At 74.3% G+C, this 15,057-nt stretch carries 13 protein-coding genes; 10 read left to right on the forward strand and 3 right to left on the reverse strand.

Features of this window, described 5'->3' with window-relative positions:
• Nucleotides 1-66 precede the first annotated feature (66 nt).
• The 6 genes from mtrA to secA all read left to right on the forward strand — a co-directional run bounded on the left by mtrA (nt 67) and on the right by secA (nt 8,809).
• A complete protein-coding gene (gene mtrA, locus ACH9D3_RS14875) occupies nt 67-750 on the forward strand; it encodes an MtrAB system response regulator MtrA (RefSeq protein ID WP_396411527.1) in 684 nt (227 codons plus the stop codon).
• Nucleotides 747-2,513, forward strand: a complete 1,767-nt coding sequence (mtrB, locus tag ACH9D3_RS14880) for an MtrAB system histidine kinase MtrB (protein WP_396411528.1) — start codon at nt 747-749, stop codon at nt 2,511-2,513. The genes mtrA and mtrB overlap by 4 nt, the downstream gene beginning before the upstream one ends.
• Nucleotides 2,510-4,204, forward strand: a complete 1,695-nt coding sequence (locus ACH9D3_RS14885; protein WP_396411529.1) for an LpqB family beta-propeller domain-containing protein — start codon at nt 2,510-2,512, stop codon at nt 4,202-4,204. The genes mtrB and ACH9D3_RS14885 overlap by 4 nt, the downstream gene beginning before the upstream one ends.
• Nucleotides 4,205-4,315: 111 nt before the next feature.
• Nucleotides 4,316-5,116, forward strand: coding sequence for a phosphoribosyltransferase family protein (locus tag ACH9D3_RS14890; protein ID WP_396411530.1), 801 nt, complete (start codon nt 4,316-4,318; stop codon nt 5,114-5,116).
• 89 nt (nt 5,117-5,205) lie between these two features.
• Nucleotides 5,206-5,892, forward strand: coding sequence for a ribosome hibernation-promoting factor, HPF/YfiA family (gene hpf, locus ACH9D3_RS14895; RefSeq protein ID WP_396400216.1), 687 nt, complete (start codon nt 5,206-5,208; stop codon nt 5,890-5,892).
• 184 nt (nt 5,893-6,076) lie between these two features.
• Complete coding sequence (gene secA, locus ACH9D3_RS14900) at nt 6,077-8,809, forward strand: preprotein translocase subunit SecA (RefSeq protein WP_396411531.1); 2,733 nt, start codon at nt 6,077-6,079, stop codon at nt 8,807-8,809.
• An 18-nt stretch (nt 8,810-8,827) separates the two neighbouring features.
• Here the strand turns inward: secA and ACH9D3_RS14905 are convergent, their stop codons facing one another.
• Nucleotides 8,828-9,349, reverse strand: a complete 522-nt coding sequence (locus tag ACH9D3_RS14905) for an Rv3235 family protein (RefSeq protein WP_396400218.1) — start codon at nt 9,347-9,349, stop codon at nt 8,828-8,830.
• Nucleotides 9,350-9,401: 52 nt separating this feature from the next.
• Nucleotides 9,402-10,178, reverse strand: a complete 777-nt coding sequence (locus tag ACH9D3_RS14910) for a LysM peptidoglycan-binding domain-containing protein (protein WP_396411532.1) — start codon at nt 10,176-10,178, stop codon at nt 9,402-9,404.
• Nucleotides 10,179-10,383: 205 nt separating this feature from the next.
• Here ACH9D3_RS14910 and ACH9D3_RS14915 point away from each other — a divergent pair, with 205 nt between their 5' ends.
• Complete coding sequence (locus ACH9D3_RS14915; RefSeq protein WP_396411533.1) at nt 10,384-10,947, forward strand: hypothetical protein; 564 nt, start codon at nt 10,384-10,386, stop codon at nt 10,945-10,947.
• A gap of 24 nt (nt 10,948-10,971) precedes the next feature.
• Here the strand turns inward: ACH9D3_RS14915 and ACH9D3_RS14920 are convergent, their stop codons facing one another.
• Nucleotides 10,972-11,187 (reverse strand): helix-turn-helix domain-containing protein, encoded by a 216-nt coding sequence (locus ACH9D3_RS14920; RefSeq protein WP_396400221.1) that lies wholly within the window; start codon nt 11,185-11,187, stop codon nt 10,972-10,974.
• A gap of 242 nt (nt 11,188-11,429) precedes the next feature.
• On the opposite strand from ACH9D3_RS14920, the gene ACH9D3_RS14925 reads away from it, so the two are divergent.
• From ACH9D3_RS14925 to ACH9D3_RS14935, 3 genes are read left to right on the forward strand one after another with little or no spacing between them, the layout of a single operon-like run.
• Complete coding sequence (locus ACH9D3_RS14925; protein ID WP_396411534.1) at nt 11,430-12,083, forward strand: SAF domain-containing protein; 654 nt, start codon at nt 11,430-11,432, stop codon at nt 12,081-12,083.
• Nucleotides 12,080-13,444 carry a P-loop NTPase gene (locus tag ACH9D3_RS14930; RefSeq protein ID WP_396411535.1) on the forward strand — a complete coding sequence of 455 codons (1,365 nt, stop codon included), beginning with the start codon at nt 12,080-12,082 and terminating at the stop codon, nt 13,442-13,444. The genes ACH9D3_RS14925 and ACH9D3_RS14930 overlap by 4 nt, the downstream gene beginning before the upstream one ends.
• A gap of 49 nt (nt 13,445-13,493) precedes the next feature.
• Nucleotides 13,494-15,047, forward strand: coding sequence for a histidine kinase N-terminal domain-containing protein (locus tag ACH9D3_RS14935; protein ID WP_396411536.1), 1,554 nt, complete (start codon nt 13,494-13,496; stop codon nt 15,045-15,047).
• The last annotated feature ends 10 nt before the right edge of the window (nt 15,048-15,057 follow it).

A 15,057-nucleotide genomic window follows, 5' to 3' on the forward strand; every position in this document is an offset into this window, starting at 1 on the left:
CGGACTCCCCCGGGGACCACGGCGCACCCGCCCCCGCGGGTCCGCCGCACACCACCGGAGAAGGCGATGAACGCGCGAATACTGGTCGTCGACGACGATGCCGCCCTGTCGGAGATGATCGGGATCGTCCTGACCTCGGAGGGCTTCGAGCCCGTCTTCTGCTACGACGGGGGCACCGCCGTGGACACCTTCCGCGCCGTGCGCCCGGACCTGCTCCTGCTCGACCTCATGCTCCCGGGCAAGGACGGCATCCAGGTCTGCCGGGAGATCCGGGCCATCTCGGACGTGCCGGTGGTGATGCTCACCGCCAAGTCGGACACCGTCGACGTGGTCCGCGGGCTGGAGGCCGGGGCCGACGACTACGTGCCCAAGCCGTTCAAGCCCGCCGAGCTCGTGGCCCGGGTCAGGGCGCGGCTGCGCCCCGTCGAGCGGGCCAGCTCGTCGGAGCTGCAGATCGGCGACCTGACCATCGACGTGAGCGGGCACAGCGTGCACCGCGGGGACGGCGAGATCAACCTCACCCCCCTGGAGTTCGACCTGCTCACCGCCCTGGCCCGGGCCCCGCACCAGGTGTTCTCCCGGGAGATGCTGCTCCGCGACGTCTGGGGCTACCAGCACGCCGCCGACACACGGCTCGTCAACGTGCACGTGCAGCGGCTGCGCTCCAAGATCGAGCAGGACCCGGAGAGTCCCGAGATCGTGGTCACCGTGCGCGGGGTCGGCTACAAGGCCGGTTCGTCCGCCCGATGACCCTGCCGGACGCCGCCGCCGCGCCACGGCGCAGCGGCCCCGCCCACGCCGCGACCCGCCGGCTGCGGCTGGGCCGGCTCCTCCTGGCCCGCCGCTGGCGGCAGTCGCTGCAGTTCCGCGCCATCGCCGTGTCCCTGTCCCTGACGGCGCTCGCCTTCTTCGTCACCTTCAGCTTTCTGTCGCACCAGATCGCGGACCGGCTCTTCACCGAGCGGCGGGACCAGGTCCTCGCCTCGGCCACCGCGGACTTCGAGCAGGTGCAGGACAGCTTCGACGCCTCGGACGCCTCCGACCGCGACGAGCTGCAGGCGCTCGTCGCCTCGACCCTCGGCTCGCTCTCGGTCGACGGCGCGGCGACCGAGCGCTGGATCCTCCTCCCGATGGACTTCACGAGCGGGCAGACCCTCATCCCGGCGCAGAGCCAGAGCCCGTGGATGACCTCGAGCACGGTGCCGCAGGAGCTGCAGGAGCGCCTCGCGGAGCAGGACGGCGTGTTCTGGCAGCCCGCCTCCGTCCGGATGACGGAGAACGGGGACGAGGCACCCGTCGTCGTCGTCGGCACCGTGGTGGACCTCTACCAGAACAGCCGGTACGGGCTCTATCTCGTCTACGACTTCTCCGAACCGCAGCGCACCCTCGACGCGATGCACGCGGTGCTGCTGCTGTCGGTGGTCGTCCTGCTGCTGCTCGTGGGCGCGATCGTCTGGTACGTCACCCGCGAGGTCGTCCGTCCCGTGTCCACCACCGCGCGCGTGGCCGAGCAGCTCGCGGACGGCGACCTGGGGGTGCGGATGCCGGTGAGCGGTTCGCACGAGGTCGCCCGCCTGGCGCGGTCCTTCAACCGCATGGCCGACAGCCTGCAGGACCAGATCACCCAGCTCGAGCAGCTGTCCTCGATGCAGCGCACCTTCGTCTCGGACGTCTCGCACGAGCTGCGCACCCCGCTGACCACGGTCCGGATGGCGGCCGAGGTGCTCTTCAACGCCCGCGATGACTTCGACCCCGTCAACCGGCGTTCCGCCGAGCTGCTCTACCACCAGGTGGACCGCTTCGACTCCCTGCTGGCCGACCTGCTGGAGATCTCCCGGTTCGACGCCGGCGCCGCCCGGCTGGAGGTGGCCGGCGTCGAGCTGTTCTCGGTGGTGCACGACGTGGTGGAGGCCGCCGCTCCGCTCGCCGTCTCCTCCGGCTCGACGGTGCGGGTGCGCTCCGAGCTGTCCCGCTGCACCGTGCAGGGCGACCGGCGCCGGATCGAGCGGATCCTGCGCAACCTCGTGGTCAACGCCCTCGAGCACGGCGAGGGCCGGCCCGTCGAGGTGGTCGTCGGCGCCTCGGACGTGGCCGCCGCCGTGGCGGTGCGCGACCACGGCATCGGGATGACCGAGGAGGACGCGGCCAAGGTCTTCAACCGCTTCTGGCGCGCCGACCCGGCCCGTGCTCGCACCACCGGCGGCACCGGCCTCGGCCTGGCGATCGCGACCGAGGACACGCGGCTGCACGGCGGCCGGCTCGACGTGTGGGGCGCCCCGGGGGACGGCGCGTGCTTCCGGCTCACCCTGCCCCGGACCCGCGGGCGCCGGCTCGTGCCCGACGACGCCAGCCCTCTCGAGCTGCCGCCCGACGTCCTCGCGTACCCTGAGACGGCGGCGGTGACGAGGACGGGATCGCTGGCCCTGACGTCCGCGGCCCCCACGGCCCCGCCCGAGCAGTCGTCCACGGCACCGGCGGCGGCGCCGACCGACGTGGAGGAGGAGCGGCTGTGAGCGGAGACCGACGGCTGACCGGAGCGGCCGCCCTGGCCCTGGCGGCGGCCCTGGCGGTCAGCGGTTGCGGCGCCATCCCGCGGTCGGGCCCGGTGCACCGGCACGCCGAGCCCACCCGGACCGAGGCCCAGCCCACCTACGACGTCGCGCCGGCCGGCCCCCAGGCGGGAGCGACGCCGGAGCAGATCGTGCGGGGCTTCCTCGCGGCCGGGACGGGCGTGACCGACGACTACTCGGTGGCCCGCGAGTACCTCACGCCGGAGCTGGCGGGCGACTGGCACCCCGACGCCCGCACCGTGGTCCACCGTGGCGACCTCTCGCCCGTGCCGCGACTCGAGGACAACGAGTACCGCCTCAACCTCGAGGTGGAGAGCGTGGTGGACGCCACGGGCGTGATCGAGCGCAAGCCGGCGGGGGCCACCGAGGTCCTCGACTTCGACCTCGTGGAGGTGGACGGCCAGTGGCGGATCTCCGACGCCCCCGACGCCACGGTGCTCACGCCCTCCGACTTCGAGAACATCTTCGAGCCCCACCAGCTCTACTTCGCGGACGAGGACCTGTCCAACGTGGTGGTCGACCCCCGGTGGTTCCCCGACCGCGTGCCCGTCTCCACGTCGATCGTGCGCGCTCTGCTCGGCGGCCCCGCGCCCTACCTGCGCGGGGCCGTGACCTCGGCGTTCCCGGCGGGGACCACCCTCGCGAGCTCCTCGGTGCCGGTGCGGGAGGGCACCGCCACGGTAGAGCTCAGCGTGCCCGACTTCGACCCGGCGAACATCGAGATCAACCGCCGGATGCACGACCAGCTCTCGCTGAGCCTGCGCTCGCTCCCCGCGGTGAACGACGTCGAGCTGCTCGTCGAGGGAGCACCCGTGGAGCTGGGCGCGGGGTGGACGGACACGACCCCCGTGCGGGACGTCACCGTCCCGTCCCGGCAGGTGGGCCTGCACGACGGCGAGCTCGTGTTCTACCAGGGGGGCCAGACCGAGGGCGTGGACGGGATCCCGCCGCTGACCGGCTACCACCCGTCCGGTCCGGCGATGGACGCCGCGGCCGAGCACTTCGCGTTCGTGGACACGGGCACGGGCTCGCTGGTGACGGTCGACCGGGACGAGGACCCCGTGGAGCGCTACAGCGGGACCGGCCTGACCCGCCCGAGCTTCGACGAGCACGGGTGGGTGTGGACCGGGGACTCCGCCGGGACCGTGCGGGCGGTGCGCACCGGGCCGAGCGCCGGGGAACCGGTCCGCGTCGAGGCCTCCTGGCTGTCCGCGCGGACGGTGACGTCCCTGCAGATCTCGCGCGGCGGCACGCGCGCGCTCATCGTGACCCAGGACGACGGGGTCTCGCAGATCTGGATCACCGGTGTGGTGCGGGAGTCCGACGGGACACCGCGGCGGCTCAACGAGCCCTACCGGGTCGCCGCGGACGTCGACGTGGACACGGCCCTGTGGCTCAGCGACCGGGAGTTCGTGGCGGCGCCCCTCGGCGGCACCGAGTCCGTCCGCCCCCGCGTCTACGACGTGTCCGGGCGCTTCCGGGAGCTGCCGGGCCTCGTGGGCGTCACCGGGCTGAGCGGCGGCAACGGCACGTCCTCCGTCTACGCGGTGGCCGGCGGTGTCCTCCACATGCTCACCGGCAACGCCTGGGCGCCGCAGAGCGAGGACGTGCTGGACACGGCCTTCGCGGGCTGACGGCCGCGACGGCCCGGTCCGGCGCACCACCGGCCCGGATCCACAGCCGCGGCGGTCCGGAACGCCGCCGTGCCCCGGCCGCGGCCGGCGGGCACGGACGAGGATGTGCCCATGGACGCGCTCCCGCCCTCCGCCCGCTCGCTCGACCTGGCCGCTGCACGGGCCCTGGACCGGCTGGCCGAGGCCGCCGAGGTGCTGCTGCCCGTGGAGTGCGCCGTGTGCCGCGCCCCGGGGACCGCCCTGTGCCGTGCCTGCCGGCTGGTGCTGCGCCGGTCCTGCGCCCGGCCCTTCGAGGCCTCCTCGGCCGCGCCGCTGCTCGACCCGCCGCTGCCGGTCGTCGCCGCCGGCCGCTACGCCCACGGTCTCGCCACGTGCCTGCTCGCGCTCAAGAACACCGGCCGCACCGACCTGGTCCCCGTGCTCGGGGCGTGCCTGGCCACGGCCCTGCACGCGGCGGCACGGGACTGGCCGCCCGGACCCGTGCTGCTCGTCCCGGTCCCGACCACGCCGTCGGCCCGGCGGCGCCGCTGGTTCGACCCGGTGCGGCTGCTGCTGGACGACTGCGCGCGCCGCGGGGTGCTGCCCGCCGGTGCGCGCGTCGCCCGCGGGCTGCGGCACGGGGCGTCCGGGTCCCTGCTGCCGGGACCGGCGCAGAAGCTGCTGGGCACCGCGGGCCGGCGTGCCCGCCCCTCGGGCTCCCTGCGGTGCGCCGTGCCGCGGGGAGCCCGGTGCGTCGTCGTCGACGACGTGCTGACCACGGGCGCGACCCTGGCCGAGGCGCGCCGCGCGCTCCGGGCGGGCGGGGCCGAGGCGATCGGCGCCGTGGTGCTGGCGGCCGTGCGGCCACCGGCGGTTCCGCTCACCGCTGATTCGCTCCCGGGACGGCCGGGACCTGGTGTACATCACCTGTGATTCCACTAACGTTGAGTCACGGGAAGCAACAATCCTCCCGGGTGGGCGGCCCCATCCGCCCACGTCACCCCCGAGATTTGGAGGGCATCATGGAACTGAACGTCATGGGACGCAACGTCGCCGTACCGGAGCGGTTCAAGGAGTACGCCGCCGAGAAGGTCGTCAAGTTCGAGGAGCTGGGCGAGAAGGTCCAGCGCATTGATGTCAAGGTCACGAAGGACCACGCGCTGCCCGGCCACCAGGGCATGGGCGTGGAGATCACCGTCTCCGGCCGGGGTCCCGTCCTGCGGGCCGAGGCCCGCGGGGACGACAAGTTCGCCGCCTTCGACGAGGCCTACAGCAAGCTCCTCGAGCGACTCCGCAGGGCGCGCGACCGACGCAAGGTGCACCGCGGCGCCCACCGTCCCACGGCCGTTCACGAAGCCACCGGCACCCTGCCCGTGGTCCCGAGTTCCGGGCCCATCTACTCCACCGCCGAGGAGCTCGCGAACGCCGAGCAGGAGGCGTTCGACCAGACCGTCAGCCTCTCCGACGCGGTCACCCCCGTCGAGATCCGGCGCAAGCGGTTCCCCGCCGCCGAGCTGAGCGTCGACGAGGCCGTCGACCACATGGAGCTCGTCGGCCACGACTTCTACCTCTTCGTCGACAAGGAGACGGGCGAGCCCTCCGCCGTCTACCGCCGCAAGGGGTGGAGCTACGGGGTGATCAGCCTCAGCGAGAACGGCGAGGAGTCGGAGGAGAGCGTCCGGGCCTACCAGACCGCACCCGCCGGCTGAGCACGCACGCCTGACGGACGGACCCGGCTGGGAGCCGGCAGGGTCCCGACCCGGAAGAGCCCGGTGGTCCCGGCCACCGGGCTCGTCCGCGCCCGACGACGGGGCCGACTCCCGTAGACTGGAGCAGGTGCCGGATCCCCCCATCAGTCCCAGCACGGCAGTCGAACACGAGGAGCGTGTGCACGTGGCGTCATTCCTGGAGAAAGTCCTCAGGACCGGAGACAAGAAGGTCCTGACGAGGCTGCGGTCCTACACGACCGCCATCAACAGCCTCGAGGACGGGTTCCGGGAGCTCAGCGACGCGGAGCTGCGCGCCGAGACGGACGTGTTCCGCGCCCGGGCCGCCGACGGCGAGTCCCTGGACCGGCTGCTCCCCGAGGCCTTCGCCGTGGTGCGCGAGGCCGCCTCCCGCACCCTGGGGCAGCGCCACTACGACGTCCAGCTCATGGGCGGCGCGGCCCTGCACCTCGGGAACATCGCCGAGATGAAGACCGGCGAGGGCAAGACCCTCGTGGCCACGGCCCCCGCCTACCTCAACGCCCTCGCCGGCAAGGGCGTGCACGTCGTCACCGTCAACGACTACCTGGCCGAGTACCAGGCCAACCTCATGGGCCGCGTCTACCGGTTCCTGGGCATGGAGACCGGTGTGGTGCTGGCCAACCAGGACCCGGCGACCCGCCGCCGGCAGTACGTCGCCGACATCACGTACGGCACGAACAACGAGTTCGGCTTCGACTACCTCCGCGACAACATGGCGTGGAGCCCCGACGAGCTCGTGCAGCGCGGGCACAGCTTCGCGATCGTCGACGAGGTGGACTCGATCCTGATCGACGAGTCCCGCACCCCGCTCATCATCTCCGGGCCCGCCTCCGGGGAGGCCAACCGGTGGTACACCGAGTTCGGGCGTCTCGTGCAGCGGCTGGACGCCGGCACGGACTACGAGGTGGACGAGAAGAAGCGCACCGTCGGCGTGCTCGAGTCCGGGATCGAGAAGGTCGAGGACTGGCTCGGCATCGACAACCTCTACGAGTCCCAGAACACCCCGCTCATCGGCTTCCTGAACAACGCCATCAAGGCCAAGGAGCTCTTCCGCTCCAACAAGGACTACGTGGTGCTCAAGGGCGAGGTCATGATCGTCGACGAGCACACCGGCCGCATCCTCGCCGGCCGCCGCTACAACGAGGGCATGCACCAGGCCATCGAGGCGAAGGAGGGCGTCGAGATCAAGGCCGAGAACCAGACCCTCGCCACGGTCACCCTGCAGAACTACTTCCGTCTCTACGACAAGCTCGCCGGCATGACCGGAACGGCCGAGACCGAGGCCGCGGAGTTCATGAACACCTACGGGCTGGGCGTCGTGTCCATCGACACGCACCGACCGCTCGTCCGGATCGACCGCTCCGACCTCGTCTACAAGAACGAGGTCGCCAAGTTCGCCGCCGTGGTCAAGGACATCGAGGAGCGGCACGCGAAGGGCCAGCCGGTCCTGGTGGGCACCGTGTCGGTGGAGAAGAGCGAGTACCTCTCCAAGCTCCTCGCGCAGCGCGGCGTCCGCCACGAGGTCCTCAACGCCAAGAACCACGCCCGGGAGGCCGCGATCGTCGCCCAGGCGGGCCGCAGGGGCGCCGTCACCGTGGCCACCAACATGGCCGGCCGCGGCACCGACATCATGCTCGGCGGCAACGCCGAGTTCAACGCGGTGGACCGGATGCGGGAGCTGGGACTGGACCCGCAGCGCGACGCGGAGGAGTACGAGCGGGTGTGGCCGGAGGTGGTGGCCTCGTGCGAGGAGGACACCCGGGCCGAGCACCAGGAGGTGGTCGCCGTCGGCGGTCTCTACGTCCTGGGCACCGAGCGCCACGAGTCGCGCCGGATCGACAACCAGCTGCGCGGGCGCTCCGGGCGCCAGGGCGATCCGGGGGAGTCCCGGTTCTACCTGTCCCTCGCGGACGACCTCATGCGGCTGTTCAACGCCGGCGCCGCCCAGCGGCTCATGGCCGGCGCGCCGGACGACACGGCCCTCGAGCACAAGATCGTCTCCCGCGCCATCGCCTCCGCGCAGAGCCAGGTCGAGGGGCGCAACGCCGAGCAGCGCAAGAACGTCCTCAAGTACGACGACGTCCTCAACCGCCAGCGCGAGGCGGTCTACCGGGACCGCCGCAGGGTCCTCGAGGGCGACGACCTGCAGGAGCAGATCGCGCAGTTCGTCGACGAGGTCGTCAGCTCCACGGTCCAGGACCGCACGGCGGTCGGCCACCCCGAGGACTGGGACCTCGACGGCCTGTGGGAGGCCCTGCGCACGGTCTACCCCGTCACCCTCACGGTCGACGAGGTCGTGGAGGAGGCCGGGGGCCGCACGCGGCTCACCGCGGAGTTCCTGCGCGAGCAGGTCCTCTCGGACGCCCGGCTCGTCTACGACCAGCGGGAGGACGAGGTCGGCGCGGAGGCCATGCGCAACCTGGAGCGGCGCGTGCTGCTGTCGGTCATCGGGCGCAAGTGGCCCGAGCACCTGTACGAGATGGACTACCTCAAGGAGGGCATCGGGCTGCGTGCCATGGCCCAGCGCGACCCGCTCGTGGAGTACCAGCGCGAGGGCTACGCGATGTTCCAGGAGATGATGGGCGCGATCCGCGAGGAGACCGTCTCGACGCTGTACCGGATGGAGATCCGGCGCCAGCGCGTGGGCGCCGACGGCGGGCCCGCCGATCTGCAGATCCCGCGCCAGCCCAGCTTCCTGCAGTACACCGCACCCGCGGAGACCGGTGGCACGCAGACGCGCGTGGAGCCGGCCGTGCCCGCCTCGCGGGGCGCCTCGCCGGACGGTGCGGCGGAACCGGCCGCCGCCGGGACGGCCACCGACCGGACGGGACGCCGGGTCCGCGCCCGGGCCGGGAGCCCGGAGTCCTCCGAGGGCTGAGCGGGGCGGGGAGCCCGCTCAGCCGACCTCGAGCTGGGTGACGCTCCAGCCCCGGCCCAGGCGCTCGACGCGCATCGCCACGGCCCGGCTCCGCCGCGGTTCCACGACCACGAGCGCCACCTCGTAGACCCCGTGGTCCACCCGGCAGACCCGGCACCTGCGGACGTGGGGGTTGCGGTGCAGCTCCTGCAGGGCGGCCTTGCCCTCGAACTGCTCCTGCAGCAGCCGGAGCATGTCGGCGCGCTGCTGGAAGCGCTGCACGATCTCGGGAGTGGTCCACCGGCCCAGCTGCGCCGCCGGCCGGGTGCCGCCCAGCACCTCCACGGCCGCCTGGGCGATGGACCGCGCGAGGGCCGTGACCCGGCCGAGCTCGTCCTCCGTGTCGTGGTCCAGCACGCGCGTCGCACCCCACGTGTACCCACCGGCTGCCGTGGGCGGCACCGGCCGCGCCCGGCGGGCCGGCGGACCTGCCGCGGGGCGCCGGCTCCCGGGCGCGAGCTGACGGGCGACCGGGTCGGAGCCGGTGGTGGGTGCGTTCATGACGGGCCTCCTGGTGTCGGTGCTGCGGTCTCGTGCTGCGGGGGTCGGTGGGTCAGCGGTCCGCGGTGTCCGGCACCAGGAGCCGTTGGCCCGGGAGCAGCCGGTGGGGCCCGTCCACGAGGACGTGCCGGTTCAGCTCGTACCAGCGGGGCCAGGCGCGGGCGATCCGCTCGTCCGTGGCGTCCGGCCCGAGGTGCGCGGCGGTCAGCGACCAGAGCGTGTCCCCGCGCACGACCGTGACGGCGCCGTCCGTCGTGCGCGTCCGCGCCGACGAGTCGGCCTGCGGGGCGCAGGAGTCCTCCGGCGCCGCAGGCGCGGGCGCCGGTCCCGGGGCGGGAACGGTCCCCGGGCCGGGCGGCGGCTCCTGTGCCTCCGCGGTGGAGGCCGGCCCCCGTGCGTCCGGGCCGGAGGGCGGCGCCTCGCGCACCGCCGCCCCGCCCGACCAGAACGGGGAGGGCCTCTCGTCGGCGACCGCGGCCGGGACGGCCATGAGCTGGAGGCCCAGGGCCGTGGCGACCGCCCGGCGCAGCAGGACGGGGGAGCACCTCCCGCACACCTCCGCCAGCCGAACCCAGCGGCGGCGTCCGGCCAGCACCGCCAGCACGGCGAGGGCGGCGGCGAGCGCCCAGGCCAGGACCACGGCGCAGCCGGTCACCGCCGCCGCCAGGCCGATCAGCCTCCCGGCGTCGGGCCCACCGATCGGCCGGACGCGGCCCTCGGCGGCCAGGGCGGCGCCGCAGGCGGCGAGGCCCAGGCCCAGGACGGGGACCACGAGGGCCGGCCACAGCGGTCCCGGGATGCTGCGCTCGCGATCGGGCCTGCCGTCCACGTCGTCCCCCTCGGGTGATTCTGGACCGATTTGATGTCGTTTGATGTCGTTTGACGCTCTGGTGCATTGGTAGCACCGGTCAGGGTCGGCTGTAAAGGGTGCGATCACGTCGGTGGACCCGGACGGCCTTGACGGCCCCGGGGGCGGCGCCTACCTTGAGGCCCTGCGTGACCGGAGGTCCCGGGAGCCGGAGGGAGGCACCGCAGTGCGCTGGGAGCAGCTGTTCGCGGACATGGAGGCGCAACTGGCCTCGGCGCGCCAGCTGGATCTGGAGGAGGAGGCCGCGGAGCAGGCCCGGGCGGAGTACTCCCGGGTGCGGCTGGCGGACCGGCTGCGTCTCCGGCGCGGCGAACCCGTGCGGGCCCTGCTGACCGGGGCCGTGCCGGTCGAGGGCCGGGTGCGCGCCGTCGGGTCCGGGTGGGTCGCCCTCGAGGACAGAGGGGTCGAGCACCTCGTGCCGCTCGGAGCCGTCCTGTGGTGGGAGTCCCTCGGCCGCGGGTGGACCCCCGGCGAGGACGGGGTGGCGCTGCGGCTCGGCCTGGGTCACGCGCTGCGGGCGCTCGCCCGCGACCGGGCGAGGGTGCGCGTCCGGCTGGCCGGGGGCGGACCGCTCGGCGAGCTCGACGGAACGGTCGACCGGGTGGGCGCGGACTTCGTCGACCTGGCGCTGCACCCTGACGACGACTACCGGCGGCGGGGCAGCGTGACCGCTCTGCGCGCCGTGCCGTTCTCCGCGGTGGTCTGCGTGTCCTCCCTCACCGCCGGGTGACGGCCGCGCGCCGTGGGTCCCGGCTCAGTCCAGCGCACCGGAGCGCACGGCCTCCGCGGTCCGTTCGTAGCCGCGGGCGATGTACTCCTCCAGCTTGGCCGTCTCGACGCGCCACTGGCCGCGTCCGCCCACCTGGATGGCGGGCAGGTCCCCGCTGCGCACGAGAGCCCTCGCCTGCGTCGCCGAGACGTTGAGGATCTCGGCGACGTCCGCCAGGGTCAGGAAGCGCTGCTGCGCCATTCTCCGCCTCCTCGATCGTGGTTGCTCTCCTGTTCCAGTCTGCCACCGAACGAGCGGCGCGGGCTCCTGTCCACATGCGGCGACACCCCGTGCGGCGGGAGCGGTCCGGGGTGCGCCCGCGACGCGATGCTGTCCCCAGTTGTGCACCGACCCGTTCCCGGGGCCGTCGCCCGCGGGCAGAATGTGGGCGACGAGCGCGGTCCCCACGGCCGTGCCGGGCATCGACAGAGAGGCGGTCGCCGATGAGCGGCACGGTCCGGGGCGAGGAGGCCCCCTCGGCCCGGTTCCGGAGGCCGACCTGGCGGGATCCGCGGCTGCTCACCGGACTGCTGCTCGTGCTGCTCTCCGTCGCCGGGGTGACCGCCGTGGTGACCGCCACGAACCGGACGGATCCCTACCTGGCAGCCGCACGCGACCTCGAGGTCGGGCAGACGGTGACCGAGGACGACGTCGTGGCCGTCGACGTCCGGCTGCAGGACGCGGCGGACCTCTACGTCCCGGCCGACGCCGGTCCCGGACCGGGCGCGGTCGCCACGCAGCGGATCCCGGCGGGCCAGCTGCTGCCGGGGACCGCCCTGGGCACGGCGGACCGGCTGGACCGGAAGCCGGTCGCCGTCCCTGTCGAGCACCCCCTGCCCCACGACGCCGGAGCCGGATCGCGCGTGGATGTCTGGGTCGCCGCGCAGAAGCCCTCCGGGCGCGGCCACGAGCCGGCGCGCCTGCTGCTGCCCGCCGCCGAGATCGCCGGCGTACAGGCGGAGGAGACGGCCCTCGGCGCGGGCCGCGGCACGGTGGTGCACGTGCTCGTCGGCGAGGAGCCGATGGAGGAGCTCGTGGACGCGCTCGGCAACGACGCCCGGGTCACGCTCGTGTGGAATCCCGCGGGTGCGCCGTGACGGTCCTCCCGGTCATGGCCCTGGGGGTCTCCACCTGGCCCCTCGTCGACGGGATCGAACGGCTGCACGGTCCTGTCACGGTGGTCCGCCGCTGTCTCGACCTCACCGAGCTGCTGGCCGCGGCGCGCGCCGGACTCGGTCGGGCCGCTCTCGTCGCGGAGGGTGCCGAGGACCTCACGGCGAGCCTCCTGGAGCAGATCCGGCTCGGTGGCGCCGCGCTGCTCGTCATGGAGGGCCACGACCACCGCCGCCTCGCCGGACTGGGGGCCGTGGTCGTCCCGGAGCGTGCGGACCCCCAGGACGCCGCCCGGCTCGTCGAGGAGGCCGTGGCCGCCGCATCCGCGGCACCGAGTGCCGTGGGGTACTCCGACGTCGTCGCCGCGGACCCCGCGCGGGAGACGGCGGTCCCGGCCGGGGCGGCGGCGCAGGACGACTCGGACCTCGACGGCGCAGAGCCGCCGTCCGTCCGGCGCACCGGGCGGATCGTGGCCGTGTGGGGGCCCACGGGGGCGCCGGGCCGCACGACCGTGGCCATCAACCTCGCCGCGGAGCTCGCCCTCCTCGGCGAGGACACGGCCCTGGTGGACGCCGACACCTACGGGCCGTCGGTGGCCGCAGCCCTCGGGATGCTGGACGAGGCGGCGGGCCTGGCGCAGGCGTGCCGCCTGGCCGACCAGGGGCGGCTGGACGGCGCCGCCCTGCGCCGGACGGCCGCCGACGTGGCCGTGGCGGGCCGGACCGTCCGGGTGCTCACGGGGCTGACCCGCCAGGACCGCTGGCCGGAGCTGCGCTCGAGCGCCGTGGCGGCCGTGCTCGAGCGTTCGGCCCACGAGTTCGGGACCACGGTCGTGGACTGCGGCTTCGCGCTGGAGACCGACGAGGAGTTCACCGTCGACACCATGGCCCCCCGTCGGCACGCGGCGGCCCTGACGGTGCTGGAGCGCGCCGACGTGGTCGTGGCCGTGGGCGCCGCGGACACCATCGGCGTCCCCCGCCTGCTCAAGGGCCTGCCGGAGGTCGCCGCTTCCGCGCCCGGTGCCCGGCTCGTCGTCGCCGTCAACAAGCTGCGCCGGTCGGCGGCGGGGCGTTCCCCGGAGCTGGGGATCCGCGAGGCATGGGCACGCTTCGGGTCCGGGCCTGCGGTGGAGCTCTTCGTGCCATGGGACCCGGAGGCCCTCGACGAGGCGCTGCTGGCGGGTGCCGTCCTGGCCGAGACCGCGGCGGGCTCGCCCGTGCGGGCCGCGTTCCGGACCCTGGCGGAGCGCGTGCTGTCGCCACCGGAGGCGCCGGGGGAGGAGGCGGACCCGCCCGTGCGCGGTACTAGGCTGGGCGGCAGGATCGGCGCCTGGCTGCGGCGCTGATCGCGGGGGCGCCGTCCGGCCCCTCGGCCCCGCGACGACCGGAGACGATGTGCCGTTCACGGAACTCCCCAAGGACACCAAGGACTTCGGGCCCGCGGACCACGAGTGGCTCCACCTGCTCGTGGGGGACTGGCAGCTCATCTCCGACCTCGCCTTCGCCGACCTGATCCTCAGCTTCCCGGCCGACTACGTCCCCGCGGCGGGCAGCGGCAGCGGCCGGGGCATGCCGGCCCAGGGCAGTCCCTTCCGGGTGCTCGCCCACGTGCGGCCCGCGACGGGTCCCACGGTCTTCCACAAGGACATGGTGGGCGAGCTGCTGGCCGACGAACTGGCCGGTCCGCTGCGGGCCGCCTGGGTCGGCCGGCGCATCGAGCCGGTGCGCCCGGCCGGGGACCGGGCCGGCCCCGCCGCGCAGGTCAAGGTGGTGCCGCTCGTGCGCAAGGGCCGGACCCTCGCCCTGCTCACGCTGCACGCGGGCCGGGCGCCGGGACAGGTGGTCTCCCGGCAGGAGGTCGTCTACCGGGAGACCGCCGAGGTGCTGCTGCGGATGGCCAACGAGGGGCTCTGGCCGGACTTCTCCGCCCCGACCGGGTCGCGCCGGGGGGCGCCGCGCGTCGGGGACGGGGCGATCCGGCTCGACGCCGAGGAGCGCGTGACCTACGTCTCGCCCAATGCGGAGTCCGCGCTGCGGCGGCTGGGGATCGACGGCGAGCTCCTCGGGGAACGGCTCATGGACCTGGTGCCGCCCGTGCTGGGCCCGGGGGCGGACGCCGACGAGACCCTGGCCCCGGTGCTCAGCGGGCGGACCGCCTGGCGCAGCGAGGTGGAGGGGGCCCGGGTGAGCGTCAACTTCCGCTCGGTCCCGCTGCGGGACCGGTCCGGCCGGCTGGGCGCGGTGCTGCTCTGCCGGGACGTCACCGAGCTGCGCCGCCGGGACCTGGAGCTCGTGTCCAAGGACGCGACCGTCCGCGAGATCCACCACCGCGTGAAGAACAACCTGCAGACCGTGTCCGCCCTGCTGCGCCTGCAGGCGCGGCGGATGACGACGGACGAGGCGCGGCACGGCCTGGAACAGGCCATGCGCCGGGTCGCGACCATCGCGATGGTGCACGAGACCCTCTCGCAGGGCTTCTCGCAGAACGTCGACTTCGACGAGCTCGTCGCCCGGCAGTTCCGGCTCGCCGCGGAGGTCGCCTCTCCCGAGCAGACGGTGCGCACGCGCATGATCGGCGAGTTCGGCGAGCTGCCGACCCGTCTCGCCACCCCGCTGGCCCTCGTGATCAACGAGCTCGTCACGAACGCGGTCGAGCACGGTCTCGCCGGGCGGACCGGGACCGTGACGCTGGAGGCCGCCCGCATGGAGGACGAGGAGGGCGCCGGTCAGCTGCTCGAGGTCGTGGTCAGCGACGACGGCGCCGGCATGGGGGACGTCGTCATCGAGGAGTCCGGCGCCGGGGCCTTCCGCCGGGCGGGAGCCGGGGAGGGGCTGGGGATGCAGATCGTGCGCACCCTCGTGGCGGGCGAGCTCGGGGGCTGGATCCGCTGGGTGCCGCGGCAGGACGGGGGCACCCAGGTGACGGTGTGCGCCCGGGTGGACGAGTAGGCACGACCGG

The sequence above is a fragment of the Kocuria kalidii genome (genome assembly GCF_044462225.1).
GTDB lineage: Bacteria > Actinomycetota > Actinomycetes > Actinomycetales > Micrococcaceae > Kocuria > Kocuria kalidii.

Excerpts from the sequence above, each read along its gene's own strand:
- ACH9D3_RS14925 (WP_396411534.1), top strand. The coding sequence starts at position 11,430 with ATGAGCGGCACGGTCCGGGGCGAGGAGGCCCCCTCGGCCCGGTTCCGG.
- hpf (WP_396400216.1), top strand. The coding sequence starts at position 5,206 with ATGGAACTGAACGTCATGGGACGCAACGTCGCCGTACCGGAGCGGTTC.
- ACH9D3_RS14920 (WP_396400221.1), bottom strand. The coding sequence starts at position 11,187 with ATGGCGCAGCAGCGCTTCCTGACCCTGGCGGACGTCGCCGAGATCCTC.
- ACH9D3_RS14905 (WP_396400218.1), bottom strand. The coding sequence starts at position 9,349 with ATGAACGCACCCACCACCGGCTCCGACCCGGTCGCCCGTCAGCTCGCG.
- mtrA (WP_396411527.1), top strand. The coding sequence starts at position 67 with ATGAACGCGCGAATACTGGTCGTCGACGACGATGCCGCCCTGTCGGAG.
- ACH9D3_RS14890 (WP_396411530.1), top strand. The coding sequence starts at position 4,316 with ATGGACGCGCTCCCGCCCTCCGCCCGCTCGCTCGACCTGGCCGCTGCA.
- mtrB (WP_396411528.1), top strand. The coding sequence starts at position 747 with ATGACCCTGCCGGACGCCGCCGCCGCGCCACGGCGCAGCGGCCCCGCC.